Annotated in this window: 20 protein-coding genes; 12 read left to right on the top strand and 8 right to left on the bottom strand. The window is 54.4% G+C overall.

Features of this window, described 5'->3' with window-relative positions; all coding sequences use genetic code 11:
* Positions 1 to 8: 8 nt before the first annotated feature.
* Complete coding sequence (locus tag ACR0EL_RS20325) at positions 9 to 836, bottom strand: LysR family transcriptional regulator (RefSeq protein ID WP_480501846.1); 828 nt, start codon at positions 834 to 836, stop codon at positions 9 to 11.
* An 81-nt stretch (positions 837 to 917) separates the two neighbouring features.
* On the opposite strand from ACR0EL_RS20325, the gene ACR0EL_RS20320 reads away from it, so the two are divergent.
* From ACR0EL_RS20320 to ACR0EL_RS20310, 3 genes are all read left to right on the top strand, one after another.
* Positions 918 to 1,904 carry an aldo/keto reductase gene (locus tag ACR0EL_RS20320; protein WP_480501844.1) on the top strand — a complete coding sequence of 329 codons (987 nt, stop codon included), beginning with the start codon at positions 918 to 920 and terminating at the stop codon, positions 1,902 to 1,904.
* Between the two features lie 555 nt (positions 1,905 to 2,459).
* Entirely contained in the window at positions 2,460 to 4,331 is a 1,872-nt protein-coding gene (locus tag ACR0EL_RS20315; protein WP_480501842.1) for a serine hydrolase, read from the top strand.
* 78 nt (positions 4,332 to 4,409) lie between these two features.
* Entirely contained in the window at positions 4,410 to 5,612 is a 1,203-nt protein-coding gene (locus ACR0EL_RS20310) for a helix-turn-helix transcriptional regulator (RefSeq protein ID WP_480501841.1), read from the top strand.
* A 377-nt stretch (positions 5,613 to 5,989) separates the two neighbouring features.
* Here ACR0EL_RS20310 and ACR0EL_RS20305 read toward each other — a convergent pair whose 3' ends face one another.
* Positions 5,990 to 6,643 carry a TetR family transcriptional regulator C-terminal domain-containing protein gene (locus tag ACR0EL_RS20305; RefSeq protein ID WP_480501840.1) on the bottom strand — a complete coding sequence of 218 codons (654 nt, stop codon included), beginning with the start codon at positions 6,641 to 6,643 and terminating at the stop codon, positions 5,990 to 5,992.
* A gap of 121 nt (positions 6,644 to 6,764) precedes the next feature.
* Between ACR0EL_RS20305 and ACR0EL_RS20300 the strand changes: the two genes are divergently transcribed.
* From ACR0EL_RS20300 to ACR0EL_RS20265, 8 genes are read left to right on the top strand one after another with little or no spacing between them, the layout of a single operon-like run.
* On the top strand, positions 6,765 to 7,622 hold the full coding sequence (locus tag ACR0EL_RS20300; protein ID WP_480501838.1) for an ABC transporter permease: 858 nt from the start codon (positions 6,765 to 6,767) through the stop codon (positions 7,620 to 7,622).
* Positions 7,619 to 8,407 (top strand): ABC transporter permease, encoded by a 789-nt coding sequence (locus ACR0EL_RS20295; protein WP_353009306.1) that lies wholly within the window; start codon positions 7,619 to 7,621, stop codon positions 8,405 to 8,407. The genes ACR0EL_RS20300 and ACR0EL_RS20295 overlap by 4 nt, the downstream gene beginning before the upstream one ends.
* Positions 8,404 to 9,501 (top strand): ABC transporter ATP-binding protein, encoded by a 1,098-nt coding sequence (locus tag ACR0EL_RS20290; protein ID WP_480501836.1) that lies wholly within the window; start codon positions 8,404 to 8,406, stop codon positions 9,499 to 9,501. The genes ACR0EL_RS20295 and ACR0EL_RS20290 overlap by 4 nt, the downstream gene beginning before the upstream one ends.
* A gap of 15 nt (positions 9,502 to 9,516) precedes the next feature.
* Complete coding sequence (locus ACR0EL_RS20285) at positions 9,517 to 10,578, top strand: ABC transporter substrate-binding protein (protein ID WP_353009300.1); 1,062 nt, start codon at positions 9,517 to 9,519, stop codon at positions 10,576 to 10,578.
* Between the two features lie 60 nt (positions 10,579 to 10,638).
* Positions 10,639 to 12,702: an FAD-dependent oxidoreductase gene (locus tag ACR0EL_RS20280; protein WP_480501834.1), complete on the top strand. Its 2,064-nt coding sequence runs from the start codon at positions 10,639 to 10,641 to the stop codon at positions 12,700 to 12,702.
* A complete protein-coding gene (locus ACR0EL_RS20275; protein ID WP_480501832.1) occupies positions 12,699 to 13,931 on the top strand; it encodes an aromatic ring-hydroxylating oxygenase subunit alpha in 1,233 nt (410 codons plus the stop codon). Before ACR0EL_RS20280 ends, ACR0EL_RS20275 begins: the two co-directional genes overlap by 4 nt.
* Positions 13,924 to 15,486, top strand: a complete 1,563-nt coding sequence (locus tag ACR0EL_RS20270) for a trimethylamine methyltransferase family protein (RefSeq protein ID WP_480501831.1) — start codon at positions 13,924 to 13,926, stop codon at positions 15,484 to 15,486. The genes ACR0EL_RS20275 and ACR0EL_RS20270 overlap by 8 nt, the downstream gene beginning before the upstream one ends.
* Positions 15,487 to 15,538: 52 nt before the next feature.
* Positions 15,539 to 16,843, top strand: a complete 1,305-nt coding sequence (locus ACR0EL_RS20265) for an aminotransferase (protein ID WP_480501862.1) — start codon at positions 15,539 to 15,541, stop codon at positions 16,841 to 16,843.
* Positions 16,844 to 17,254: 411 nt separating this feature from the next.
* Here the strand turns inward: ACR0EL_RS20265 and ACR0EL_RS20260 are convergent, their stop codons facing one another.
* The 6 genes from ACR0EL_RS20260 to ACR0EL_RS20235 form a co-directional block, all read right to left on the bottom strand.
* Positions 17,255 to 17,746, bottom strand: a complete 492-nt coding sequence (locus tag ACR0EL_RS20260) for a hypothetical protein (protein ID WP_480501829.1) — start codon at positions 17,744 to 17,746, stop codon at positions 17,255 to 17,257.
* A 32-nt stretch (positions 17,747 to 17,778) separates the two neighbouring features.
* Positions 17,779 to 20,178 (bottom strand): trimethylamine N-oxide demethylase, encoded by a 2,400-nt coding sequence (locus tag ACR0EL_RS20255; RefSeq protein ID WP_480501828.1) that lies wholly within the window; start codon positions 20,176 to 20,178, stop codon positions 17,779 to 17,781.
* A complete protein-coding gene (locus tag ACR0EL_RS20250; protein ID WP_480501827.1) occupies positions 20,175 to 20,546 on the bottom strand; it encodes a cupin domain-containing protein in 372 nt (123 codons plus the stop codon). Before ACR0EL_RS20250 ends, ACR0EL_RS20255 begins: the two co-directional genes overlap by 4 nt.
* Position 20,547: 1 nt before the next feature.
* On the bottom strand, positions 20,548 to 22,530 hold the full coding sequence (locus ACR0EL_RS20245) for an ABC transporter permease (protein WP_480501825.1): 1,983 nt from the start codon (positions 22,528 to 22,530) through the stop codon (positions 20,548 to 20,550).
* Positions 22,530 to 23,558 (bottom strand): quaternary amine ABC transporter ATP-binding protein, encoded by a 1,029-nt coding sequence (locus ACR0EL_RS20240; protein ID WP_480501823.1) that lies wholly within the window; start codon positions 23,556 to 23,558, stop codon positions 22,530 to 22,532. Before ACR0EL_RS20240 ends, ACR0EL_RS20245 begins: the two co-directional genes overlap by 1 nt.
* 85 nt (positions 23,559 to 23,643) lie before the next feature.
* A complete protein-coding gene (locus ACR0EL_RS20235) occupies positions 23,644 to 24,594 on the bottom strand; it encodes an ABC transporter substrate-binding protein (protein WP_353009280.1) in 951 nt (316 codons plus the stop codon).
* Between the two features lie 198 nt (positions 24,595 to 24,792).
* On the opposite strand from ACR0EL_RS20235, the gene ACR0EL_RS20230 reads away from it, so the two are divergent.
* The gene (locus ACR0EL_RS20230; protein WP_480501821.1) at positions 24,793 to 25,767 is read left to right on the top strand and encodes a LysR substrate-binding domain-containing protein; all 975 of its coding nucleotides are present in this window, start codon (positions 24,793 to 24,795) and stop codon (positions 25,765 to 25,767) included.
* Positions 25,768 to 26,027: the final 260 nt, after the last annotated feature.

Here is a 26,027-nt window from a genome sequence, read left to right as displayed (position 1 = left end):
ACACCGGTTCAACCGTTTTCACACGCTTCCGACATCACTGCATAGGTGCGATCTATGACATGCCGTACCTCAGCAAGAAACCGATCTTCATGATGCGTGACGAGCCATTGATCATGTTCCAGATCGTCAATCAAAGGTGACACTGGTTTCAGGCCCGGCTGCGTGTTTCCAATGAAAGTTGGCAGAACCGCCCGGGCAAGACCTGCATTTGCAAGCTCAAGCGCATTTTGTGGCGCTGTAACTTCGATGGCGTCGTCCTCTTGCGAATGTTCTCTCACCCATCTGGCCGAGGGTGTTTTGGACATGACGCGCACCCAGGTCGAAATGCCTTCTTCCGCAGCATAGACCGCAAACCGAACCCGCCCGATTTTGCGACCGGCCAAGCCGATCTCTTCTGGTCGGTGGTTTCGAATACCAATCGCGGCTTCCCTGTGCCCGATGTTCAGTAGGTCTTCTGACGAGATGAAACGCAATCGAACCGGCATTGACCCCGTAAGTCTTCCAACAGCGCCGATCAATATCCTTGTCACCCAGGTCCCGGACGAAATTTTGACCAATGGTGGCGCGGTAGCAAGGCTGCTTTCGGTGACAGGTAGGACGCGCGCCTCGATGCTTTCTACCTGTTTCAACAGCGTTTGCCCGTCTTCGGTCAAGTCATACCCTCGCGGTTTGCGATGAAACAGCTCGCTTCCCAGGTCGCGCTCAAGCTCGACCATGCGCCGGCCCAAGGTGGGTGCGCTCTTGCCGGTCTGTTCAGCTGCTGGCCCAAGCCCGCCCGCTCTGGCAACCGCAAGGAAAAGCCGCAGGTTGTCCCAGTCAAAGTTACTTTCATACATGAAATGAAGATTACATTCTGTGTTGTTGATGAAAAGATTGTGATGGCGTTTTTTCTGAAGGATCAGCTAGGAGATCCACAGATGAACTTTCTCGAAACCGAAATCTCACCCCTTGGCATGGGGTGCTGGCCGATTGGTGGCAAAATGTACTGTGGTGAGCAGTCGTTGGGTTACACTCGATCGGACGACGGTGCCTCTATTCGTACGATCCACGCGGCACTGGACGGTGGGATCACACTTTTTGACACCGCTGCCGCCTATGGCGCTGGGCATTCGGAACGTTTGTTGGGCAAAGCGCTAAAGCATCAACCAGATGCTCTGATTGTCACAAAGATCGGGGTTGGGATCGATGAAGCGAGCAGGCAGATTTCATTTGACCCCTTCACCCCGGATCAGGTTGGCCCTGCTGTAGATGGGTGCCTGTCGCGGCTGGAACGGGATCGGATCGATCTCTTGCTGTTGCATTTGAACGATATGCCGATTGACCAGGCCGAGGCTGTGTTTGACGAACTGGACCGGCTAAAAGATGCCGGGAAACTACGCGCCTACGGTTGGAGCACTGACTATTCCCAAAACGCCCTGGCAGCCTCGTCCAGGGATGGTTTCAAGGCGGTTGAATACGTGATGAACGTCTTCTTCGATGCCCCCCGCATGCAACAGATTGTCCATGAGGAGGGATTGTTGTCCCTTATCCGCTCACCCCTTGCGATGGGGCTACTTACAGGGAAATACAATCGGAATACCGTTATGGCATCGGATGATGTCCGCGCATCCGGCGAAAGCTGGATGGAGTACTATACGGATGGCCGGGTAAACCCAGATTTCATGCGACAGCTCGATGCGGTTCGCGAATTACTGACCACAAATGGCCGAACGCTTGTGCAGGGGGCTCTTGGGTGGATATGGGGCCAATCTGAAGCATACGTACCGATTCCAGGCGCTCGGACAGAAGAACAAATTGAGGGTATTTTGGGAGCACTGACCTTCGGTGCCTTGCCGGTTGCAGCAATGAAAGAAATAGAAAGCTTGATTGCGCGCAACACTAACGAGCCAGACCGCCCCAAGTAGCTCCAAGAACTGTTTCAAAACTCTGCACGCGCCGCGAACTTCGGCAATGTGGGTTGCCAACGCAGCATCTCAGTTTTTTGTTCAAGATCTGCTACGGGCCGTCCGCTCGAAGACCTATGTTGGGACTTATACAGAAACCAGGAAATCGCAACAAAGGTGTCTGTGGCCCAACTAGATATCAACCGCTAGGGTCCGCGCTTCGGTAACGGGACTGTTTCAGTCGTGCTGTTTTGCGCAGAATAATTGATCTGCCAAAGCGGTGTGGCTCTTCTTCGTTTTGTGTCCGTCCTGCTTTCTGTAATCGACTTCGATTGAGTTCCTTCGGGTAAATGCTTCGGTTCGTGGTCGGCGCGGTGGCTGCATACATCATGTGGGTTCGATGTAACTCCGAAGTGCCCATCTCATAGGTGTGCATGACCAGAGTCAGCGACTGTTCTGAACAGATTTTCTGTCCGTCCCGATCAATCCGGACGCATCAAACAATCGAAACAAACAAGTGATGTCTAGCGGGCTGATGGGTCCGTCTTTGATCTGACATCAACAAGGATTGACCTTATGTCTCTATTTGACCCCGATGCCCTTAGCTCGGGACCTAAAGCCGCGCTGGAAGACTTTGCCAACGCTCACCCAGCGCCTGCAGTGCTTCTTGAAATTGCGCGCGGCGGATTGTCGATCCGCAACGCAAACGGAACGACTGAACTCAATGGAGATGAGGCTGCCAGTACTGACAACACATTTGAAGTTGGATCGCAGACCAAGATGATGACGTCAGTGATCGTGCAACAACTGGTCGGGGAAGGTATTATCGATTTTGACGCGCCTTTGGCAGAGCAGATGGACATCTCTGACCTAGAAGACATTCCCAACATTGGTGAAGTCACCGTGCGCGAATTGCTGGCAAATCGGTCCGGTATCCCCGATTTCGACACGATCCCAGGTCAGGGTGACTTACCGGCATTCATCGAACAACTCTTGGCCAATCCCACACAACCATTTGGGCCCGACGGCATGTTGGCGCTTGTTGCAAAACAACCCGCTGACTTTGCGCCGGGCGAAGCCTATGGGTATTCAAATACGAACTACCTGCTTCTTCAAAAGCTGATCGAAGAAAAGACTGGCGATAGTTTTGCAGAAGTGATGTCCGACCGGATTTTCTCGGCTGCTGGCATGGATGACAGCTCAATGCGATCTGAAGGTCAAACAGACGGTATGCTGCGATCCTATGCGGAACTTTTCCCCGGCGATATCTTGGACGTCACAGATGTGCCCATAGACTTTGGCGCGTCTGGCGGTGTTGTATCGACCACTTCAGACATGATCCGCTTCATGGACGCGTTGCTGGTCTCTCGTACGCTGCTGCCACCCGATCAACTGGAAGAGATGCTGGACTTCCGTGCAGGAGATGGCACCCCAAGTCTGGATGGAGAAAGCCTTGGTCTGTCGTCAGGCATCGCCTATGGGCAACAGTTCATTGGATTTGCGGGCGGTACCTTGGGTACCAACACAGCCACGTTCTTGCATGTCGAATCCGGTACAATCTTCTCCATCGCGACCACCCATTCGAACGCGGAGCCTACAGAATTGCTGGTCGCGGCGTTTTCCGCAATTTACAACGACGACTCCTGGGCAAGTTTCGATCCGTCGGACGAAAGCTTTACCATCGCAGGTACAGCTGCCGAGATTTCGCTGACAGAAGATGAAGATGCGCTGGGCGGACCGGAAACCGTGCTGGACTTGGGCAACGCCAGCCTGACCTTTGAAGGCCGACTGGGTGATCTGGATACCGGTCGCTTCACCTTTTCGGACGGCTCGACCCTGTCGATCGGCACAGATGGCCGCGATTTCATTGACGTTCTGCGCCAAGCACCAGATGCAGCCTATAGCGACAACCAACTGATTGGTGGCGGCGGAAATGATCATCTGCGCGGTGGCTATGGCGACGACAAGATCGACGGAGGTGACGGGCGCGACTTTATCCGAGGGCGCGATGGTGATGACAGAATTTCCGGTGGCGACGGAAACGACTTTCTGCGCGGTGATCTCGGCGATGACACAATTCACGGGGGTGACGGGCGCGATCACGTTCGTGGCGGTCAAGGTGACGACAGGTTGTTCGGCGGAGATGGCGATGACATCATTCGCGGTGGTGAAGGCGACGACATACTGAACGGCGGCGCGGGGCGTGATTTGATGTGGGGTGGCGACGGAGCAGACACGTTTGTCTTCCAGGAAAATTCCGGTCAGGATCGCATCTTCGGCTTCAACGCAGAAGAAGACCTGCTCGACTTTTCTCAAACCGGGATTGCCTTTGACGATCTTGAAATAGAAACGCATGGCACCTTCACAACAATCAGCTATGGCGACGCGGAGGTTATGATTTTTGGAACCTCTTGCGATCCATTGACAGAAGACTGTTTCCTGTTCTGAACAAAAACTCTAGGACACAGGGCGCAACCGATCAGTGTTGGTTGCACCCTGACTCTGCACAATAAATGACCTTTGTTTATGGACCTTGTACCGACACATTTCGATCTAGAGACACTGCGTCTAACTGCGGCTGTTGGATTTTTGGTTTTGTCACTGTTTTGCAGCAACGTTCTTCTGTTGCCCGACCGCGACCGTTACAGTCGGCTACCACTTGCCATGTTTTTCATGGCCAGCGCGGCCGAGCTGTTGGCACTTCCCGTTTCTGTTCTGTTTCCAACTGACCGCCCGGGGCCCGCGATGATCGCGCTTGAACTGGCTGAGATCCCGCTGACAATGGTGCAGCCGTATCTATTGTGGCTTTATGTCTATCGCCTGACCAAAGATACCACACAGAAAACGGTCCCTGTGCGGCGTGTTTGGCACATACTACCCATCGGATTTGCCTGTATCGTCTATGCCTACATCTTGCTTTTGCCTCCCTCACTGCAAGCCGGCCTAAGACCTGGTGCGAAGGATTTGGTGATATGGCAAACTATCGCACTTCTTGGGCTGTATGGCGCGACGGTACTCTTCTATGCGCTTGTTCCGATCTACGCTTTTTTGATCCTCCGAAGACTGAGGCAGTATAGAAGCCGATTGAAGGAGTTGTTTGCCAGTACAGAGGGCCGCGAATTGGCTTGGGCCTGGTGGCTCGCGGCGGCAGTCTTCATATTTTGGATATTCAATTTACTGGGAATCATTGCCACGGAACTACAACTGTCCTTTCCGGGCGTGGCCATGCTTGATTCACTTGCAGCCGCAATTATCGTCCGCTTTGCTTTGATGTGGAGCATCGCTTTGTGGGGTACGCGGCAACGACCGGGACTTGTTCCGCCAAAAGCAACCGCACCGATCAGCGGATCGAAACCCTTGCAGTTCAGAAAATACGGCAAGTCGGGTTTAAGTGATGATCGCCTTGATAGGATTGCGGCAAAGATAGAAGCGCTGATGCAGGACAAGAAGCTCTACCTTGAGCCTGATCTTTCGCTTTGGGACCTCGCTGACAAGATCGGCGTGACGACTCACTACGCTTCACAGGCTTTGAATGAGAAAATTGGTCTGCGTTTCTTTGACTATGTGAATGGATGGCGGGTTCGTGACGCCGCCGACAGGCTACGCAGCACCGACGACACGATTCTAGCCATAACTTATGACGTCGGATTCAACTCTCGCTCATCCTTCTATTCAGCTTTCAAACGAGAGATCGGGATGACACCATCGCAATACCGCACTGCAGTATAGAGCTTTGTCGTTGGTGGGCATCAATAGGTTTTTGAAGGGCTTTATTGCGCAAATGGGCTGAGGACGGCTTCGCGCCCATCTTAAATTTTGTCTAGCAAGCGTTTGGCGCTTGGTCTCGTCAAGCTGACCTTCATTGAACGCGCAGCATCGGGCCCTTTACATTTTATCGTAGAATCCGACGCGCTGAACACAAATGCCGACTTTGCCGAAAGTCCTCAGAGTTTCATTTCGCCGCGTATCGCAAACGACCCCGCTTTCGAAGAATTGCGACCGAAAGCCACTCACGCGCAAAGCCCAAGCATATCGATAGTCAAAAGTCTGCATCAGTGTCCCGAGAAGTTTCTGTTTTCTGTGTCAAATCTGAGCGTTCCAAAATCTTACAATTTGAATTTTCCGGGGAAAAGTCCGCACAAGAACCGTCTGACAAGATCAACAGAACGTCGTCGTGAAAAGCCCTGCATATCTGTTAGGTAGTTGACCCACATACCTTCCAGCAAAGCCAACGTTCCGGCGGTGGCATCCTCCACCAAGTTTGAGTCACGCTTGTTTTCTTGCGCTATCTCCTTGAACGCGAGCCGCAAAGTCTCGACAAGTTTTTGATCCTGAGTGCTGCTGTAACGAGCGATGCCAGCGTGCGAGCTCGCGATGCCTCGGAATGCATGCCAGATTTTTGTACTTCTTGGATTGAGCAGAGCTTCGGACAGATCCGCCTCGATCACAGCCATCACGCGGTCTTCGGGCGATGCATCCGAGCCCAGATCGGTCAATCTGTCCATCTCGGCATAGTATTGGGCACTGAAATGCTGGGCTGCTGCCGTCAACAAATTGTCCTTTCCCCCGAAATGCAAATGGATCATTCCGCGTGACAATCCAGAACGCTCGCAGATGCGGCTGACCGAGGTATCGGTAACTCCAATATCCGCGATAGTGTCCAAAGTTGCCTTGATCAGAAGCTGCTTGTTGGCCTCAGGATCGCGTTTCGAACTACGCTTTCTTCCCTTAGGGTCTTTCACTTTATCAAATGATTCCATTGGTTTGAGATCTTCTCATATGTGCAGGTCACAGAGAGATTGACACGAAAGGCTGTTCTGGCGCAACATTTAATGGACGATCGTCCATTAGTGACTCGTGAAAACCGAGAAGGGAGGTTGGGTGATCTTTCGTAGCGAAGCGTCCCGGGGCTATACCCTCAGCGCACCAGCCACGGCTTACGTGGGCTTTCTGGTGGCGGCGCCATTGTTGATCCTGATCGCCTATTCATTCTGGACGCAAACCTACGTAACGCTCGACAAGACGCCGACGCTGAAAAACTATCGCGAAGCGTTTACCGACCCGCTGGTTCGACACTTGATGCTCAGGTCGATCTGGATTGCAGGGGCGGTCACTGTCGTAACCGTCGCACTGGCTTATCCTATCGCCTACTTCATTGCGATGAAGGCACGGAAAAAGACCATCTGGCTTCTGCTCATCACTATTCCGTTCTGGTCCAGCTATCTCCTGCGCGTGTTTGCTTGGAAGCTCATCCTTGGGTTCAACGGGGTGATGAATTCTGCACTGCTGATGCTTGGTCTGATCGACGAACCGCTCGATTTCTTGCTCTACAATGAATTTGCAGTCGTGCTGACGCTTGCTCATGCCTGGGCGCCATTTGCGATCCTGCCGATCTATGTTTCATTGCAGAAAATCGATCCAAGCCTGCTGGAAGCCGCCACAGACCTCGGCAGCAGCTCTTTTCAACGCTTTATGCGGGTGACGCTGCCGCTGACCATCCCAGGGATCATTGCTGCTTGCCTGATCATCTTCATCCCGACCGTAGGCGATTATGTAACGCCGGCACTGGTCGGCGGGTCGGACGGGAAGATGATCGCCAACCTTATTCAGGTGCAGTTCGGGGCTGCCAATAACTGGCCACTCGGCGCCACACTGTCGCTGATCGCGATGCTGTCAGTCGGTTTTGTCGCCATAGTGTTTGTGATTACCGCGACTCGGCTAGGGAGGCGGATCAGATGAGACGTCCCTCGACCCTTACGGCCTATGCTTTCCTGTATCTGGTATTTCTGTACCTGCCGGTTCTTTTTCTGCCCTTGTTTTCATTCAACAGCGGCACAATCGTCGCTTTTCCGATCAAGGGCTGGACGCTGGACTGGTATAGGAAGCTGGGCGAGCAGGATACATTGATCCAGGCCCTTTGGAATTCGCTTGGTGTCGGCACCGTCGTCGCACTTTTATCTACCACCATGGGATTGTTCGCCGCCCGCGCCTTTGTTCGGTACCGGTTTCGCGGTCAGCGTGCCGCAGAGGGTCTGGTGATGCTGCCTTTGGTTATACCTGGCATTATCGTGGCTTCTTCAATGCTGGTTTTGTTTCTGTTCATTGGTCTCAAGCCGTCTTTGCTGACCGTCGTTCTGGGTCATACGTTTCTTGCGCTGCCATTTTCCGTCTCGATCCTGAAGTCTGCATTTGATGACTTTGATGCCTCGCTGGAAGAGGCATCTTACGATCTGGGCGTCGGCGTGTTCGAAACCTTCCGCCGCGTGACGCTGCCGGTCGTTTCCCCCGGTATCGTAGCCAGCATGCTGGTCACTTTTACGGTCAGCTTCGATGAGTTCGTCCTGGCCTTTTTCCTGTCCGGCAACCAGCCAACCCTGCCGGTCTATATCTGGAGCCAGATCCGTTTCCCCGCCAAGCTTCCAAACGTGCTGGCGCTGGGCTCTATCCTGCTGCTTACATCGGTCCTGCTTTTGGTGCTGGCCGAGTATTTCCGCCGCCGCTCATCCGCATCAGAGGTCCGATGACAGTCAGAAATATCATAGAACTCAGGGGCGTCGAGAAACGCTATGGCACGTTCTTGGCGGCTAGCGGTATCAATCTCGACCTCAAAGAGGGCGAGTTTTTCTCGCTTCTCGGCCCATCGGGATGCGGCAAAACCACGGTATTGCGGATGATCGCGGGTTTCCAGGAACCGACCAAGGGCACCGTGCTGATCGACGGTCAGGACATGGAAGGTGTGCCTGCCAACAACCGTCCAACGAACATGGTCTTTCAGAGCTACGCCATCTTCCCGCACCTGAACGTCGGGAACAACGTGGCCTATGGATTACGGGGCAAGGCATCAAAGACGGAGATCGACCAGCGCGTCGCGGAAGCCTTGGAAATGGTCGAGTTGGGCGGTCTTCAGGATCGCGGCGCAAGTGAATTGTCGGGCGGGCAGCGGCAAAGGGTGGCGCTCGCCCGTGCGCTGATCATGCGACCTAAAGTGTTGTTGCTGGATGAGCCCTTGTCAGCCCTCGACAAGAAGCTGCGTGAGCAGATGCAGTTTGAAATGCGTAACCTGCAGCAATCGCTTGGTATCACCTTTGTGATGGTCACACACGACCAATATGAGGCGATGACCATGTCCGACCGCATCGGTGTGATGTTCAATGGGCGGCTCAAGCAGGTGGATACACCAACCACGCTTTATGCCCGCCCCTGCGATCAACAGGTTGCCAGTTTCATCGGTGAGATGAACATCTTGCCAGCACAGTTGCTGGCAGAAAATGGCGATACGCTTTCAATCGACGCCAAGGCCTTTGGCCAAATGGAGATTGAAAGGAACCCTAACGTCGCGACCAGCGCCCGAGATATGAACATCGGCATTCGGCCCGAACAATTGGAAATCACCACTGAAAAACCCGAGGACTACCCATCAACTGTTCAGGGCACAGTCAGCAATGTCGCCTTCTACGGTGAAAACATTCACTACCACATACAGGTTGCGGGGACCGACAAGCCGATCTCGGTCTCGGTTCCGAACTATTTTCACACGGTTGATTTCAATCGCGGCGACGCGGTCTGGCTGGGGCTTCAGAGCGCCAGCGTGATCGATCTTGGTACAAACATAGAATAAAAAAGGGAGGATAATATGAAACTTCAGGGAATTGCGGCCTTCGCATGTGCGACGGCAATAAGTACAGGAAGCGCCAGTGCCGGTGGCGCCGATCTGACGGTGTTTGACTGGTCGGGGTATGAAGACCCGGGCTTCTTCGCCAGCTACATGGAAAAATACGGGAATGAGGCGCCAAGCTATTCCTATTTCGGGAGTCAGGAGGAAGCCTTTACGAAACTAAGCTCGGGTTTCACGGCTGATCTGGCACATCCTTGTTCCGACGCGGTCAGGAAATGGGTCGCGGCCGATCTGATACAGCCGCTGGACGAAAGCAAGCTGACCAATTGGGCCGATGTGCTGCCCGAGATCAAGGAAGTGGACGCCATCGTCCTGGACGGCCAACTTTACATGTTGCCGTTCGAGTGGGGGAATACTGGCCTTATCTATCGCACCGACAAAATCTCAGGCGATGACATCTCGCTGCAACTGCTGGCTGATCCGGCCTATGCGGGCAAGATCGCCATCCCGGATGCCGCATCATCTGCATATGCATTGGCGGCGTTGGCTACCGGAAATGCTGACGATTACACCAACCTGAGCGATGAGCAGTTCAAGGAAGCGTCTGACTTCCTGCGCTCGATCCACCCGAACATGCGCTTTTACTGGTCCGATGCGGGTCAGTTTGATCAAGCTATGACCAGTGGTGAGATCGAAATGGGTTGGGCCTGGAACCAGTCCGAGCTGAACCTGATCTGGAACGAAGTGCCTGCGGCAATGATGCGAGACGTTGACAAAGGTATCGCGACCTGGGCTTGCGGCTATGTGCATCTGAAGTCTTCTACAACACCGGTCGATCAGGTTTATGATCTGTTGAATGCACTCACTGATCCTGCCAGTGGCCAGTACATCATCGACAATTGGGGTTACCCGCATTCTAACGCCAAGGCGTTCGAAATCGCCGATCAGACCAGCATTGAAACCTATGGCTTCTCTGATCCCAAAAGCTTTTTCGAAGGCAGCTTGTTCTTTGATGCGGTGAATCCTGAGCTTGAAGCAAAAATGCTGGCGGAGTTCGAGCGGATCAAAGCCGGCTTCTAATACAACCACATTTCCGGGGCCATTCGGCTGCGGATCCCAAATACAGGAAAACGCGTGTTTATGTCGAACGCGAACGCATATGCTTTGCTCTTGGAACCGATCCAGATCGGTCCGGTGACAGCCAGGAACCGCTTCTATCAGGTGCCCCATTGCACCGGGTTGGGGCACCTCCGTCCACGGGCGGATGCTGCCGTTCGCGGGATGAAGGCCGAAGGCGGGTGGGCGGTGGTTTCAAATCAGGAAACTGAGATCCACCCAACCTCAGACTTGTCTCCTTATGCTGAGGGACGGTTATGGGACGGGCGCGATGTGCCCGCGTTGCGGTTGATGACGGATGCGGTACACGCGCATGGTGCGCTGGCGGCCATCCAACTGGTACACAATGGAAATCATGCGCAAAACCTGCTGACCCGCGCTCCGGTTCTTGCACCTTCCGAGATGTCCGTCGACACGACGCATCCTAAGCAGGCGCAGGCCATGGATAAGTCCGATATTCGGGAATTTCGCCGCTGGCACCGCGACGCCGCCTTGCGTGCAAAAGAAGCCGGATTTGACATCGTTTACGTTTATGCCGGACACAACATGACATTGGCGCAACATTTCATGCTGCCGCATATGAACCAGCGGAGTGACGAATATGGTGGGTCACTTGAAAACCGTGTGCGTCTAACCCGCGAGCTTCTGGAAGACACCCACGAAGCTGTGGGTGACAGCTGCGCTGTGGCATTCCGCTTTGCCATTGATGAGATGATGGGTGCCAACGGCATGCAGGCGGCAGAAGAAGGCCGCGCCGTGGTCGAACTTTTGGCGGATCTTCCTGACCTATGGGATGTGAATGTGGCCGATTGGTCGAATGACAGTGCCACGACCCGTTTTCAGCCGGAAGATGGCTATCAGAACGCGTTTCTGTCCCACGTCAAACAGGTCACACGGAAACCCGTGGTGGGTGTCGGTCGCCTGACGTCCCCCGATATGATGCTGTCGATGGTTAAAAAGGGAATTGTCGACCTGATCGGAGCTGCGCGACCTTCCATCGCGGACCCGTTCATTCCGAAGAAAATTGCAGAAGGCAGGATCGACGAAATCCGCGAATGCATCGGCTGTAATATCTGCGTCTCATCCGACAATCTGGGTATTCCGATCCGCTGCACCCAAAACCCGACAATGGGTGAGGAATGGCGCCGCGGTTGGCACCCCGAGATCATCGCGCCGAAAAAGAGCGACGCGGATACTTTGGTCATCGGCGGTGGTCCTGCCGGTCTTGAATGCGCGATGCAATTGGCAAGGCGTGGATATCAGGTGACTTTGGCTGAAGCCTCGGGTGAATTGGGTGGGAGGGTTACAAAGGAATGCAAACTTCCCGGCCTCGCAGCTTGGTCCCGCGTCGTCGATTATCGCCTGAACGATCTGAAACAACGCGCCTACGTGCAGTTGTTCACCGACAGCAGGCTTGACGCTGAACAAGTGGCAGAGCTTGGAATCGAGCATGTCTTTGTGGCCACCGGCAGCCACTGGCGTGCCGATGGAGTGGGTCGCAATACGCAGCGCCGCCTGCCCACGATCACGCCGGGTGCTAAGGTGCTGACGCCTGATGACATCATGAACGGCGTTCTGCCTCCGGATGGCCCGGTGATGATCTATGATGATGACCACATCTATCTGGCAGGGGTGATCGCCGAAAAACTGGCGACCGCCGGATACCAAGTGGTCTTTGTCACGCCGGAGAGTTTGATCTCAGCTTACGCCGTCAATACTTTGGAGCAGCCGCGCATTCAGGCCCGTCTGATCGAGCTTGGCATCGACATTCGCTGCAATCAGGTGCTGACGGCGGCTGAAGGTGAGATGGCGCGCATCGGTTGTGCCTTTACCGGTCGCGAAACGGATATTCCGTGTGCCTCGACCGTTCTGGTTACCGAGCGCCAGCGTGAGACGGCGCTGTATGACAGCCTGCGCGGGATTGGATTCAAAACCCTCGAACTTATTGGCGATGCCGCGTCTCCGGGATTGATCGTTGACGCGGTCTTCGCGGGCCACCGCGCCGCTCGCGATTTTGAACGCCCCAAGGCAGAAGTGGACAAGGATTGGTTTCGCCGCGAGATAATCGATTTGGAGGAAACGAGATGAACAGCCGACCGTTTGAGTTGGATGCGTTGATAGCCTCGCACCAGTACGGCCACGCCTTACCGCGCGGTTTCTATACCTCGCAAGACATCTATAATTATGACATCGTCCAGGTCTGGAACCGCAACTGGCTTTGGGCAGGGCATGTCAGCCAAATCCCAAACCCCGGTGACTACTTCCTGTTCGACTATGGCCCGGAGAGCATTATCGTTGTTCGCGACCGCGAAGGCGAAGTTCGCGCTCATTTGAACGTCTGTCGCCATCGGGGATCTCGCGTTTGCACCGAACAGTCCGGCAACGCCCGTGTTCTTGTTTGCCCCTACCACGCCTGGACATATGAGCTATCGGGAAAACTTCGTGCAGGTCACAACATGGGGGAACACTTTGACCCGTCCAAATTCGGGCTCTTTCCTGTTCAGGTGAGTGTCTTCAAGGGTCTGATTTTTGTCTGTGCCGATGCAAACACGCCATCGCTTGATCCTGTCCTTAACCAACTTTTGCCACTCGTCGAGCCCTATGGCTTTGACGATCTGAAAGTAGCGCATACGGCGTCATTTCCCGTTCCAGCGAATTGGAAACTAGCGGTGGAAAACTATCTTGAGTGCTACCACTGCGGGCCAGCGCACAAAGAGTATTCTCGTTCCCATAGTCTGAAATCGCCGCAAGACATGGTTGGCTTGATCGAACCGCTAAAGGCAAGGGCTGTGGAAATTGGGCTGTCACCTGATGAATTGGCGCTTGTCGGCGACGCTGCGCCGACCCCATTTACCAGCGCGTACTATCGGCGCTATCCGCTTTATCCAGGCTACAAAACCGGCAGCAAATCGGGCGAGGCGCTTGCGCCATTGCTTGGAACGTTGAAAGGCTTCGACGGTGGCGCAACTGACTTTGATATTGGTCCACTAAATTGGTTCCTGATTTATTCGGATCACATGGTCGGCTACCGCTTCATTCCACGTGGCCTGCAGGAAACTGACATTCAGGTGGTCTGGCTGGTTCGCGCTGACGCCGAAGAAGGCCAGGACTACAACAAAGAAGACCTGACCTGGCTTTGGCATGTCACATCTTTGGATGACGAACGTATCATTCGGCACAACCAGTCGGGCGTAAACTCTCAATACTTCCAACCCGGTCCTTTGGGTGAAATGGAAACATCGATCCAGGATTTTTATGACTTCTATTTCACCATGATCAGCCCGGAACCAGAACAAAGGATGGCCGGTCATGGCTGAGGCAAAATCACGCCGTCGCGGTGGCGGTGGACGCGCCGCACGCATAAAGGTTCAACAGGCGACCACGGGCAATGAGGCCGTACGTGGGGGCCTAAGTGGCGGACGCTATAAGCCGTTGACCCAATCAGATATGGAGAACATCCATCAAGCGGCCCTGACCGTTCTGGAAAACACCGGCGTCACCGACCATTTCCCGGAACTGCTTGATCTGGTGCTGCCCAAGGGCGCGGTGATGAATGACCTCAATCGGCTATGCTTCCCGCGCGCCCTGATGGACGACATCCTGGCTGGTGCTGCCAAGGAATTTTACGTCTATGCCCGCGGAGAGCGTGAAGGCAAAGACGACATGCATTGTTCGGCAGAGAGCGTTTACTTCGCCAACTCTGGAACCGCGGTCACAACCTTCGATTCCGAGACCAAGTCCTATCGCCCTTCGGTCCTGCGCGATGTTTATGATTTCACCCGTCTGGTGGACCGTTTGGACAACATCCATATGCTGGGCGACACAGTTTTGGCTACCGATGTGACCGATGATTTCGCCCACGATATGAACACAATATATGCAATGCTCGCCGGTAGCCAAAAACCTGCTTGCCTTACTTTTCGCGACCGCAGTCATATCCCGCATGCCATCCGCATGTTTGATTTGGCCCACGGGGGTGAAGGGGCTTTCATGAAAAAACCAAGCGTCATTTTTGGCGGCTGTCCCATGGTTTCGCCCCTGCGGATCGGCAAGGAAAATATGGAAATCCTGATTGACACCGCCAAACTTGGCCTGACTGTCGATTTGGCTGTGCCTCCTCAAGCCGGGGCCACAGCTCCCGCGACGCTTGCGGGAACACTGGTGCAAACCGTGGCCGAAACGTTGGCTTGTGTTGCCATTGTAAACCTCATCACGCCGGGCTGTCCGGTCTGCTTTGCCGCTTGGCCCTTCATCACTGATTTGCGCAGCGGATCGTTCACCGGCGGCAGCGGAGAGCAGGCCCTGATCGGGGCGGCAGCTATTCAGATGGGTAATTTCTATGGCCTTCCCACATCTGTTGGCGCAGGCATGACCGATGCCAAAATACCCGACGCGCAATACGGGTTGGAAAAGGCGCTGACCTTCGCGCTAGCCGCTCATGCCGGTGCCAATCGCCTTTGCGAATTCGGGGGCATGATTGGCAGCCTGATGGGATGCAGTTTTGAAAGCATGGTTATCGATGACGAAGCGGGCGGTATGATCCTGCGATCGTTGCGCGGGATAGAGGTCACAGATGAAACTATGGCGGTGGATGTGATCCACCAATGCGCCATTGATCCTGGTCACTTCCTCGGAAACCCACACACGCTGAACTATATGAACACTGAATTTGTCTACCCGCGGCTTATGGATCGTGAGCGTACAGATACATGGGAAAACGAAGGAAAAACTGATCTGATGGACCGTGCCCGTGACAAGGCTAATTCCATTCTCGACACCCATTTCCCCAACTACTTTGGCGCCTCGGACGCTCAGGTGCGCGAAGAATTCCCAATTGTGATGAGCGCAGAAAGCATGGCCCGCCGTGGATAATTCTAACGCCAAGCAATGGGACAATGATCACTTCCTGCACCCGTGGGAAGGGATGGCAACTTTGCGCGAAAACGACCGGACATTTATCGAAGGTGCCAGCGGCATCCATGTGGTGAATGAAAAAGGCGAACGCTTGATCGACGGACCGGGAGGCATGTGGTGCACCCAGATCGGGTATGGACGAGAGGAGATGGCCGAGGCCATGGCCGAGCAAGCGCGGAACCTTGCCTATTTCTCGCCCTTCAACAACGCCAACTCGACTGCTGCGCGGTTCGCACGCGAAATCGCCAAACGTGCGCCGGGCGATTTGAACAATGTCTTTTTTACCACCGGCGGTTCCACTGCGGTGGATACGGCAATCCGATTTGTCCATTTTCGAAACAACCTCTTGGGTCGGCCCGAGAAAAAGAGGATTATTTCAAGGCAAAAAGCCTATCATGGCAGCACCTATCTGGCGGCCAGCGTCAGCGGAAAAGAACGTGACAGGCTTTGGCTCGACAAGGCCGATGACCTCGCACATTTCTTGCCAGACGTGAATCCGCTTTATCGTGCGACCGGTCAAAGCGATGAGAGCTTTCTGAAAGAGAAAGTTTCCGATCTTGAAAACGCCATTTTGGCGCTTGGTCCAGAAAATGTTGCTGCTTTTATTGCCGAACCGGTTCTTGCCTCTGGCGGCGTGATCGTGCCGCCCATAGGGTATCACGAAAGCTGCCTGAACATCTGCAAGAAGTATGATGTTCTGTACATTTCCGACGAAGTGGTCACAGCTTTCGGGCGATTGGGGCATTGGTTTTCGTCAGAGGCTGTTTTCGGCATTCAACCAGACATAATCACCTGTGCCAAAGGAATGACATCTGGGTACGCGCCAATGGGTGCCGCGATTATCTCGGACCGATTGATCGCAGACGTTGCAGGAAAAGATGCTACCTTTTCAAATGGCTATACCTATTCTGGTCACCCGGTTAGCGCGGCTGCGGGTTTGAAGAGCCTTGAGATTATTGAGCGGGAAAAACTTCTCGAACACGTTCGAAAGGTCGCTCCGACTTTTCAGGATCAGCTGCAGCAGTTGCGGCAAATCGACATCGTTGCCGACGTGCGTGGGATGGGTTTAATGGGTTGCATTCAGTGCTCAGTCGATGGTGATCCTCAGAGCGAGCTGGGGCGCGATTACGAGATTGGTGGCCAGATCGATATAGAATGCCAAAAACGTGGGTTATTAGTTCGGCCTGTTATCAATATGTGTGTTCTTTCACCGCCCCTTATCATTAGCGAAAGTGAAATTAAGAAGATGTTTTCTGTTTTGCGCGAAGGGCTTGAAGCGACAAGAACGTGGCTTGGCGGAAGCAGTGAACAGTGAAGAGGACGCAAAACTGTTGTGAATCTCTGTAGATCGGGATGCCACGGCAGCAAACGAAGACTCTACCCAAGGTCGTGTGTGGATGGCTCTTGCGTTGCAAGAGATTTCTATGATTGCGCTGGTCTGTTAGCACAGTCGTGTGTCCGGCCTGTTTGTGAAGCTGTTGCCGATAACCCTGATGAGTTCCGCAAGTATGGCTCCTATCGGCTAAACGACCTCTGAGAGCCACGATCTTGGTCCGAGTGCCCTCACTCTTGGGTGATTTCGTTTTGCATCTTCACGTCAAGCGTCTTGCATCTCTGGACAGGATCAAGCGACTGTCTGCCGGTACTCCTTTTGTTTGTCAGAATAGCCCAGATGATCCTAGCTGATTTGTTCGCCATCGCGACGGTGGCGAGACGCAAGGGCTTCTTATTCGTGGTTTACAAAACCCATTATAACTAAAGTTTGGTTTTTCTGGCTCTTGTCCTTCTTTGACACGCGGTATGTACCTCGCTCTGTGATCAGTTCCCGCAAGTAGTAGCTGTCAGGGTGATTCACAGTGTCGGAATTTGATGGGCTGATACCTTCGCGACAGCGTAAAACTTCCTGCCAAGCGTCGCGAAAAAATAGCTCAGCGCTGTCGCTTCGATACGAAAATGACCAAAAGCATGAAATGCCCTTGGCGCCGGCCAAGCCCACAAAGGTTTCGCAGATTGCGCCATCGGGTGCGACTGCAGACGTTTCGTAGCTTTCCAGCATAGTAATCCGATCACATTCGTCCGCCAAAACGGGTATCGAATACAACGCCAGTAATGCGAACAAGTTGATTTGACGGAGCAGCGGTCTGAAAATGCCCGTTTTGGGCACAATTCCATAGCCGAACGACGAGTGCATTCTTGAGGCTTGGCGACGATTGTACATGATGAATTCGAATATCGTCACCTTACTTGTGGCTACTCTGCAGCGTCCGGAACCAACGCTTCTGCGTATATCCCTTTCACGCGATCTTTTGCCGGATCAAAATGCGGGAATGGAACGATCCTAGCTTTCAATCGCTTTTGCTGCCCGTCCAACTGTCCGATTTCAATGTCTGCCCCAATGGTGGCGTGGGTAACTGAAACCCGGCCCAATGCGATGACCTTGCCAAGAACGGGTGATTTCATTGCGCTTGTAATCTCGCCAACCTGCGCCTTTCCAACGCGCACGCAATCGCCGGGCGAGGGGACCGTGCCCCCTTCGACTTCGAAACCGACCAATTTACGGTGCGGGTGTGCTTTGCGCTCTTCGATTGCCGCCCGTCCGATGAAATCGTCGGTTTTTGACTTCAGTGGCACCGTAAAGCCGATGCCTGCTTCAAACGGGTCCGTCTGATCATCGAATTCCGACCCGGCAAAGATCAATCCACCTTCGATCCGCAACATGTCGAGCGCCGCAAGCCCGAGCGGTGCGATGCCGTGTTCCTGACCGACTTCCCAGACGCGATCAAAGACTTCGACGGCATCTTTGGGGTGGCAGAAGATTTCGTATCCAAGTTCGCCGGAATAACCCGTCCGGGAAATAACCACTGACGTCCCCTGCACATCGCCCACACGTGCGACGGTAAGCCGGAACCATGGCAGTTCTTCGATTGTCGGTTGCTGAGGCGGCGTCCAGAATATCTTGGAAAGAATGTCGCGGCTGTGCCGCCCCTGTACCGCGATGTTGTGTAATTGGTCTGTCGAATTGCGCACCCAGACATTCATATTGCGTTTGAGTGCCTGTTCCTGCAGCCACAATCCGCTGGTGTCATTCCCGCCAATCCAGCGGAAGTTTGTTTCGCCCAAACGATAGACGGTGCCGTCGTCGATCATCCCGCCGTGTTCATAGCACATGGCTGTGTAGACGACCTGACCAACGCTCAGCTTTTTCATGTTGCGAGTCACACAAAGCTGCAACAGTTCTTCGGCGTCAGGTCCGACAACCTCGTATTTCCGCAGGGGGCTCAGGTCCATGACTGCGACCTTGTCCCGACAGGCCCAGTATTCAGCAATCGCACCGTGATTGGTCATTGTATTGGGTAGCCAATAACCGTTGTATTCGATGAAATCACGCGTGTGCCGTGCAAAGCAGTCGTGAAACGCGGTTTTTTTGGTTTCTTCCACATCCGCCTCCGCAGATTTTCTGTAGCCGTAGGATCGCTTGAAATCCTCGGTCGCCTTGTAGGTTCGCACCTGAATATCGGTTGGGTTCCAGCCATTCGCCGGATCGATGTCGCAGGGACATCCAGTGCTGACGCAGACCAGATCGGTCAGTGCACGCAACAGGACAAAATCGCCAGGCCGTGACCACGGATCGTCCATACCGATGGCGTTGGTCTCGTCCAGCATTGTGTTAAAAAAGAAATTAATCGCCGGCCAGCCACCACGAGGCTTGATGCCATACTGATCCAGATCCTTGTTGATATTGTCCGAACAATTCACGTGACCGGGATAGCCAAGGTCTTCGTAATACCGCGCGGTACAGGCGAGGCCGAACGTGTCATGCCGTCCGCAGGTGTCCTGTACGATTTCGACCAAAGGTTCTTGATCGACCGACCAGTATTTCGAGAATATCCCCGGTTGAGGATATAAGCTGCCCATCAGACTGCGGGTTGTGGTCGGGTCGATCTCGCGCTCGATCCCTTGATCCAGTGCACGGCGGCTGAAGGCCTGGAAATCAGAACACTCGCGCCCGCGGATATCCACGATCTGTATGAATTCTCCTGCTTTGACCTCATAGGACTTGGCATTGCCGGGCTGAATGTTGATGTCCTTCAAAGGATCAGCCAGCGGATCAGGCGGGCCTACATCGGGCTTTTCCAATCCGGGTGCAGAGCGTTGGATATACAAGATGATATCCGTGGGCGGATTGTTGTCCTCAGGGCGCATCGCCTTGCCGGGTGCGGCGACGATCAAAAGGCCATCGTTTTCCGCCACGAAATGCGCCATGTCGCCGGGGCGAGACCCATCTGTGAAAGCGCGAATTGCGTCACCTTTTCCGACATCGAATCCGGCGATTTCCAGAGCTCGCAGTACCTTTTTCCCTGAAGCGGAGCCATTTGCCAGCGTTGCAATCAACCCTTGGGGCCGCCCATGCCCCTGCGCGCCCAGCATGGCTGCGTCGGAACTCCGATCAGGGGCAAAAAAGACCATTTCGACCGGTTGCATGCCATCGCGATCCAGCAACGTGATGGTATCGCCTTTGGACACCGGAACTGCGCGCGACCCCATGCCGGGAACCGGGTGGCGCTCTGTCCCGTGGGGCAGGATCGGAAGGCCAGGGGCCAGAACCCCGCTGCGTTCGAATGGGACTTCGAAAACCGGCTTCACATTCATAATGCACCTTCCTGAATGGATTCCGTCGCACCGCGGTGCGTCACCACCAAAAGACAGCCCGTTTCAGTGTGCGAGCAATGGCTGGATCCTGCGGCAAGGCTGACGAAATCCCCGCTGCGATAGCAAAACCCATCGTGATCGGTCAGATCGCCCTCGAGGACAAAGAACTCTTCTGGTCCGTGATGGATGTGGGGGTTCGAGCGTGTGCCCGGCGCCATCTTCATAAGATAGCTGCCTTGCCCGGTTTCCTCATCAAAGCTGACGTTCTTCCACCAAACCTGCTCGTCTGGCAGGCCGTCCATCCGCATCCGGATAAATCCTGTATCGTCGAAACGGGCAACACTACGTCTGTTCTGAAGCGGTTCCATCTCAATCGAGCCCCAACCGCTTTTTGCGTTGTTCCGCCCAGCTGCTAATAGCCATGTCAAAGGTCAGCGCCATCAGCGACACATTCAGGCCAAGAACAAAGTTCTTGCCCAATTCGGTCCCTGCCAACGTGCGTTGCAATTCCTGTCCAAGGTCCTGTGTGCCGATGAAGGCCGCGATAATGACCATGAAGAACGCAAACATAATCGCCTGATTGAATCCGACAGCCATTGTTGGCAGCGCCAGCGGGAATTGAACCGACATCAGCTTTTGACGCCGCGTGGACCCGGACATATCTGCTGCTTCTGTCATTTCCGGAGGGACGCTGCTGAGGCCAATAATGGTGTATCGGATCAATGGCACTGCGGCGAAGATCAGAATTGAGAACACGACAGCCACATCATTGACGCCGAACAACATGATCGCAGGGATCAGGTAGATGAAGCTTGGGAAGGTCTGCGCGGTGTCGCAAGCCAGAAGGATGCTCTTGGACCAGCGGGTGGATCGGGCGGCAATCACGCCAAGTGGTATGCCGATCAAGGTTGCGAGTGCAACGGCCGACATCACTGTATACAGAGTGATCACTGACCGGTCCCACCAGCCCGAGAATGCGATGATGGTAAAGAACACCGCAGCATAGATACCCGGGCGGCGTCCGCCGACCCAATAGGCAAAGGCTACGACCAGCAGGATGAAGGCGGGGGTGGGGATCGCCAGCAACGTGTCCCGGAACGGGATCAGAACCTTGACGTTCAGGAACCAGCGCAACCATTCAGTCGTTCCCTTGATGGCATCAATCGCCAGAAACGACTTGATTACCACGTCAATTTCCTTGCCTTGGCTCAGGTGCTGCTTGCGGCCAACTTCGGCAAGGATCGGGAAGACCTGCGAGAGCAGGATAAACCCGATGAATAAACCCAGTGCGACCAGCGAGATCTGGTGCCGCTTCCACCAGGGGGTGCCGCGTTCAAAGTGAACCGGTTGCTTGACCACCCAAGCCTTGGACATTCGGTCCAGCGTTACGGCCAGAAGAACGATGGTAACTCCGATCTCGAAGGAACGGCCCAGTTTGAAGCTGCCCATCATTGCCAACAGCTTGGCGCCAAGTCCGGGCATACCGATGAACGCTGTCAGAACCACCATTGCCAGACACAGCATGATCACCTGATTGACGCCGACCAGAATCTCGGTGCGTGCCGCCGGAACATAGACGTGGCGCAGCATCTGCCAGCGGGTGCAGCCAGACATCTGACCCGCTTCGATCACTTCGGGACTGACCTTTTTAAGTCCCAGTGTTGTCATTAGGATCATCGGCGGGATGGCGAACGTAATCGTTGCTACAGCCCCGGCTGTTGGCCCGACCTTGAAGAAGATCACGGCTGGCAACAGATAGGTAAAGAAGGGCAGGGTCTGCAATATGGACAAGATGGGTTTCAGCATCCGCTCGAACCAGCCATATTTCCACGCGGCGATACCCAGAACCAGACCCAACAGGAACGCCAAGGGTGCCGCGACTACAATCACGGACATGGTTTGCATGGCGATTTTCCACTGTCCGATCGCCGCCGTCCAGACAAAGGTACCCGCACCAAGGGCTGCCAATTTCCATCCCCCGACGGCATAACCGACGACAGCGGCAACCGCGGCAATCGCAGACCATGGGATCGGTCCCAGGTTGGGCCAGCGACGCTTGCCTTCCAAAAGGTTGGCAGATGTGTCCAACAAAAATTCCAGCGGGCCTTCGGCAATGAAGCGAGTCACATAGATCAGGCCAAGGTCGTTCTGGATGAAGTTGAAGATCGCATCCAGAACCTGCGCGGTGGGTGGGATGGCCGCTTCGGGTATGCGGTTCAGCCATTCGGGCAAAACACCGGCGGCCTTGGCGAGGATCAGCGCAAAGGCCACGACCAGCAATGCCGTAAGCACGCGGGTCCGCCCCGACGGCTTATCCGAGGTTTCGAGAAGATCAGTGGACAGCGTCGCCATCATTCGGTTCCAAGCAGGACATTCAACGCGGCGTCGCGTTCTAGAACACCAGTGACAACACCCTTTTCATCGGCAACCGGCAGAAGGATGCGGTTGTCGTTGACCAGAACCCGCGCCAATTCGTGGATGGTCGAGCCGCCATTGACAGGTGTGCCTTCCAAAGCATGTCCATTAATGGGTTTTGCCAGCCCTTTTGCGTGCACGACACGGGCCTTGTCGATGTCTTCGGTAAATTTCGCCACGTATTCGGTGGCGGGGTTCATGACGATCTGATCGGGTGTATCACATTGTTCAACCGCGCCATTGCGCATGATTGCAATCCGATCTGCGAGGCGCAGCGCTTCGTCGAAATCGTGAGTGATAAAGACAATAGTCTTACCCAGCATCTCTTGCAGTCGAAGGAATTCATCCTGCATTTCGCGCCGGATTAATGGATCAAGGGCCGAGAACGGTTCATCCAGAAACCAAATGTCCGGCTCAATCGCCAAGGACCGTGCGATGCCGACCCGTTGCTGTTGCCCGCCGCTGAGTTCGCGCGGGAAATATTCTTCACGACCCTCAAGGCCGACCAGCTTGATAACTTCCAAAGCCCGCTCGCGTCGGTCATGGCGATCCTGACCACGCATTTCCAGCGGGAAGGCCACGTTATCTAAGACCGTACGGTGCGGCAGCAGGCCAAAGGACTGGAATACCATGCCCATCTTGTTGCGTCGCAATTCGATCAGGTCACGCTCGCTCAGGCCCATGATATCCTGACCGTCAACCTTGATCGTGCCGCCAGTTATGTCGTGCAGACGCGAAAAGCATCGCACAAGAGTTGATTTGCCTGACCCGGACAGTCCCATGATGACCAGCATTTCGCCCCGGCCAACCTCGATCGAGACGTCTTTGACCCCAGCGATGTAGCCGTCCGCACGAATCTCGTCGAAGCTACGGCCAGCCGACATGGACTTTAGATAGCTCTCGGGCGAAGGCCCAAATAGTTTCCAAACATTTTTGGCTGAGATTACAGGCGCTGTGGCGGACATGGCTGCCTTTCTTTCTTGTTAAGCGCGGCCTTGCTTCACTGAGATCAGCAAGGCCGCGCCGGTTTCGTTGCGTATGACCGGAGTATCAGCTGCAGGCGCCGATCCAGGGGTCAACAACAGCGCGGTTAGCATCCAGCCATTCGGTGGCAGCCTCTTCCGGTTCCAGCTCGTCTGTATCGACCAGCTTGGCCATCTCAGCGATCTGCGGATTGGTGAAGGAAATTTCAGTCAATACGCAATAGGCAGCAGGCCATTTGTCTTTCATACCATCCCATGCGGCCTTTTTCAGATAACCGGTTGCTGGGTTACCACAATCATACAGCGCATCGGGGTTCGGACCTTTGGATGGGTCCTTATCGCATCCATCTTCCCAGGCTGGAAACTCGACAAACTCACCGGGCCAGACAGCTTCGGCAAAGTTGGGTGTCCAGTTGAATACCAGAACCGGCTTCTTGTCCGCTTCTGCGGCGCCGATCTCGGCCCATAGTGCTGCAGCCGAACCTGCGTTGATTACGGTGAAGTTAAGATCAAGTGCTTCGGCACGTTCTTTACCATGCTTCAACCAGTCAACCGGACCGTCCAGATATCGGCCTTTATCGCCGGTTTCCGCTGTCGCGAACAGATGCGCACAATCGTTCAAGGCTTTCCAGTCCGGCAGGCCGGGGCAGGACTCTTTGGTCCACATCGGATACCACCAGTCCTCGCGGGTGACGGCATCATGATCGCCGGCATCATGCAGACCGCCCTTTTCCAGAGCCGCGCGGAAGGATGCACCAAATGCGCCTTCCCAGACTTCCATCTCAAGCGTGACGTCGCCCAGACGCACCGACTCGTAGACCGCCTGACTGTCGGTCGTGACGTATTCGACATTATCGCCGATCTCTTCGAACAACTGGCCGACCACGTAAGACATCACGATCTGGCTGGACCAGTTGTGAATTGGGATGACGATCGGATCGCTGCTGTCTTCTGCGATCGCACCGGTGCCCGCTACCGCTGCCAAGGTTGCAGCAGAAAGTAGGTTTGAAAGTTTCATGTTTGCTCCCTGAGTGACGTTCAATTTTGGATTGAGGGCTCTTCCGGCCCCGAATTTGCGTATTCTGCCTAAATTTGCGCGAGATGCAGAACAGAAATTTGAGAGGCGTTGCCCATAAAATCTTGAGGCTAATCCCGGTTTTCATTATCTTAACAGTCAGTTGCCTGATCGTTTTCAGCCGACGAAAGCAAATGGTCTTTGATTGCAATCAGCTTTAGATCGGGAATCCGCCGCCAGATGCCAAAGAAAGCACCAGTTTCCGGGAAAGTCCTTCCGCCGCTCGACTACCTTTTGGCTTTTGAAGCGGCTGCCAAGGCCCAGAGCTTTGCGCAGGCCAGTAAGGTGCTCAACATTTCGGAAACGGCAATCAGCCGCAAGGTGCGTCTGTTGGAACAACACTATGATGTGCCGTTGTTTGTTAGAGGCCATCGGTCGGTCTCGTTGACGCAGCAAGGTGCCATATTGTTGGCGACCGTTGAAAAGTCGCTGGATCTGATACGAGACGTAAGCCGTGATATGTTGGCCAAACATCAGGCCAACACGGTTTCGATCTCTGCGACCAACTCTGTCGCGTCGCTCTGGTTGATGCCGCAGCTACGTAAATTCAACAAATCCAATGGGCGCATCCGTATTTCGCTGGTGTCTTCGGACAGCGACGCAGAGTGCTTGTCTGATTCGATGGATCTGACGATATTGCGTGGAGATGGAGATTGGCCGGGATATGATGCTCAGCTTTTGTTCGGAGAAACCGTTTTCCCGGTGTGTAGCCCTGAATATCTCAAAAGTAATCCGAAGGCGGCAGTCCTGTCCGCGCTGCCGGAGTTGGATCTGATTGAAGTGACCAGCAGCCATGCGGAATGGATGACATGGCATACCTGGCTTACCGGCAATGGAATCTCCACTTCCTTGATGGAACGCGCTGTGGCCTTCAACACCTATCCTCTCTCGATACAAGCAGCGGTCGATGGGTTGGGGGTCGCTTTGGGTTGGGCTCATCTTGTTGACCCGCTGCTCGAAAGTGGTGCGTTGGTCAGGCCAATCCACGACGTATCGGTGCGAACGCAGTCGGGATATTACCTTCTGAAGAGCCCATCGCAAAAAGCATTCCCGGAACGCCGCATCGTCGAGGATTGGTTGTTAGGGCTCAGCGCAGGGCGCAAGCGCTACGCGTGATCCGCAGGTGCCATCGCGCGATAGATGATCGTTCTGTCAAGGTCTCTGTAACTCAGAGGTTGACCAAAGGGAATATTTATTTACCCTAAAGAAAGTAACCGATTCCGTCCCGGTCGTACAAGTGGACCGGTCTGAATTCGTTCGGCCTACTTTTGCAGGGAGTCTAAAACCCAATGAGTTACAAATCCGACATTGAGATTGCCCGCGAGGCGAGGAAGAAGCCGATTCAGGAAATTGGTGCGAAGCTGGGCATTTCCAGC

The organism is Ruegeria sp. AH12 (genome assembly GCF_056541465.1).
Note: the sequence above shows the minus strand (reverse complement) of the source record. Positions and strands in the feature narration are given on the sequence as shown.

What these genes read in the sequence shown, in the direction of transcription:
- ACR0EL_RS20310 (WP_480501841.1), top strand. Translation starts at nt 4,410, where the DNA reads ATGGACCTTGTACCGACACATTTCGATCTAGAGACACTGCGTCTAACT.
- ACR0EL_RS20240 (WP_480501823.1), bottom strand. Translation starts at nt 23,558, where the DNA reads ATGTCCGCCACAGCGCCTGTAATCTCAGCCAAAAATGTTTGGAAACTA.
- ACR0EL_RS20305 (WP_480501840.1), bottom strand. Translation starts at nt 6,643, where the DNA reads ATGGAATCATTTGATAAAGTGAAAGACCCTAAGGGAAGAAAGCGTAGT.
- ACR0EL_RS20325 (WP_480501846.1), bottom strand. Translation starts at nt 836, where the DNA reads ATGTATGAAAGTAACTTTGACTGGGACAACCTGCGGCTTTTCCTTGCG.
- ACR0EL_RS20320 (WP_480501844.1), top strand. Translation starts at nt 918, where the DNA reads ATGAACTTTCTCGAAACCGAAATCTCACCCCTTGGCATGGGGTGCTGG.
- ACR0EL_RS20315 (WP_480501842.1), top strand. Translation starts at nt 2,460, where the DNA reads ATGTCTCTATTTGACCCCGATGCCCTTAGCTCGGGACCTAAAGCCGCG.
- ACR0EL_RS20285 (WP_353009300.1), top strand. Translation starts at nt 9,517, where the DNA reads ATGAAACTTCAGGGAATTGCGGCCTTCGCATGTGCGACGGCAATAAGT.
- ACR0EL_RS20250 (WP_480501827.1), bottom strand. Translation starts at nt 20,546, where the DNA reads ATGGAACCGCTTCAGAACAGACGTAGTGTTGCCCGTTTCGACGATACA.
- ACR0EL_RS20280 (WP_480501834.1), top strand. Translation starts at nt 10,639, where the DNA reads ATGTCGAACGCGAACGCATATGCTTTGCTCTTGGAACCGATCCAGATC.
- ACR0EL_RS20295 (WP_353009306.1), top strand. Translation starts at nt 7,619, where the DNA reads ATGAGACGTCCCTCGACCCTTACGGCCTATGCTTTCCTGTATCTGGTA.
- ACR0EL_RS20245 (WP_480501825.1), bottom strand. Translation starts at nt 22,530, where the DNA reads ATGGCGACGCTGTCCACTGATCTTCTCGAAACCTCGGATAAGCCGTCG.
- ACR0EL_RS20260 (WP_480501829.1), bottom strand. Translation starts at nt 17,746, where the DNA reads ATGTACAATCGTCGCCAAGCCTCAAGAATGCACTCGTCGTTCGGCTAT.
- ACR0EL_RS20290 (WP_480501836.1), top strand. Translation starts at nt 8,404, where the DNA reads ATGACAGTCAGAAATATCATAGAACTCAGGGGCGTCGAGAAACGCTAT.
- ACR0EL_RS20275 (WP_480501832.1), top strand. Translation starts at nt 12,699, where the DNA reads ATGAACAGCCGACCGTTTGAGTTGGATGCGTTGATAGCCTCGCACCAG.
- ACR0EL_RS20265 (WP_480501862.1), top strand. Translation starts at nt 15,539, where the DNA reads ATGGCAACTTTGCGCGAAAACGACCGGACATTTATCGAAGGTGCCAGC.
- ACR0EL_RS20270 (WP_480501831.1), top strand. Translation starts at nt 13,924, where the DNA reads ATGGCTGAGGCAAAATCACGCCGTCGCGGTGGCGGTGGACGCGCCGCA.
- ACR0EL_RS20255 (WP_480501828.1), bottom strand. Translation starts at nt 20,178, where the DNA reads ATGAATGTGAAGCCGGTTTTCGAAGTCCCATTCGAACGCAGCGGGGTT.
- ACR0EL_RS20235 (WP_353009280.1), bottom strand. Translation starts at nt 24,594, where the DNA reads ATGAAACTTTCAAACCTACTTTCTGCTGCAACCTTGGCAGCGGTAGCG.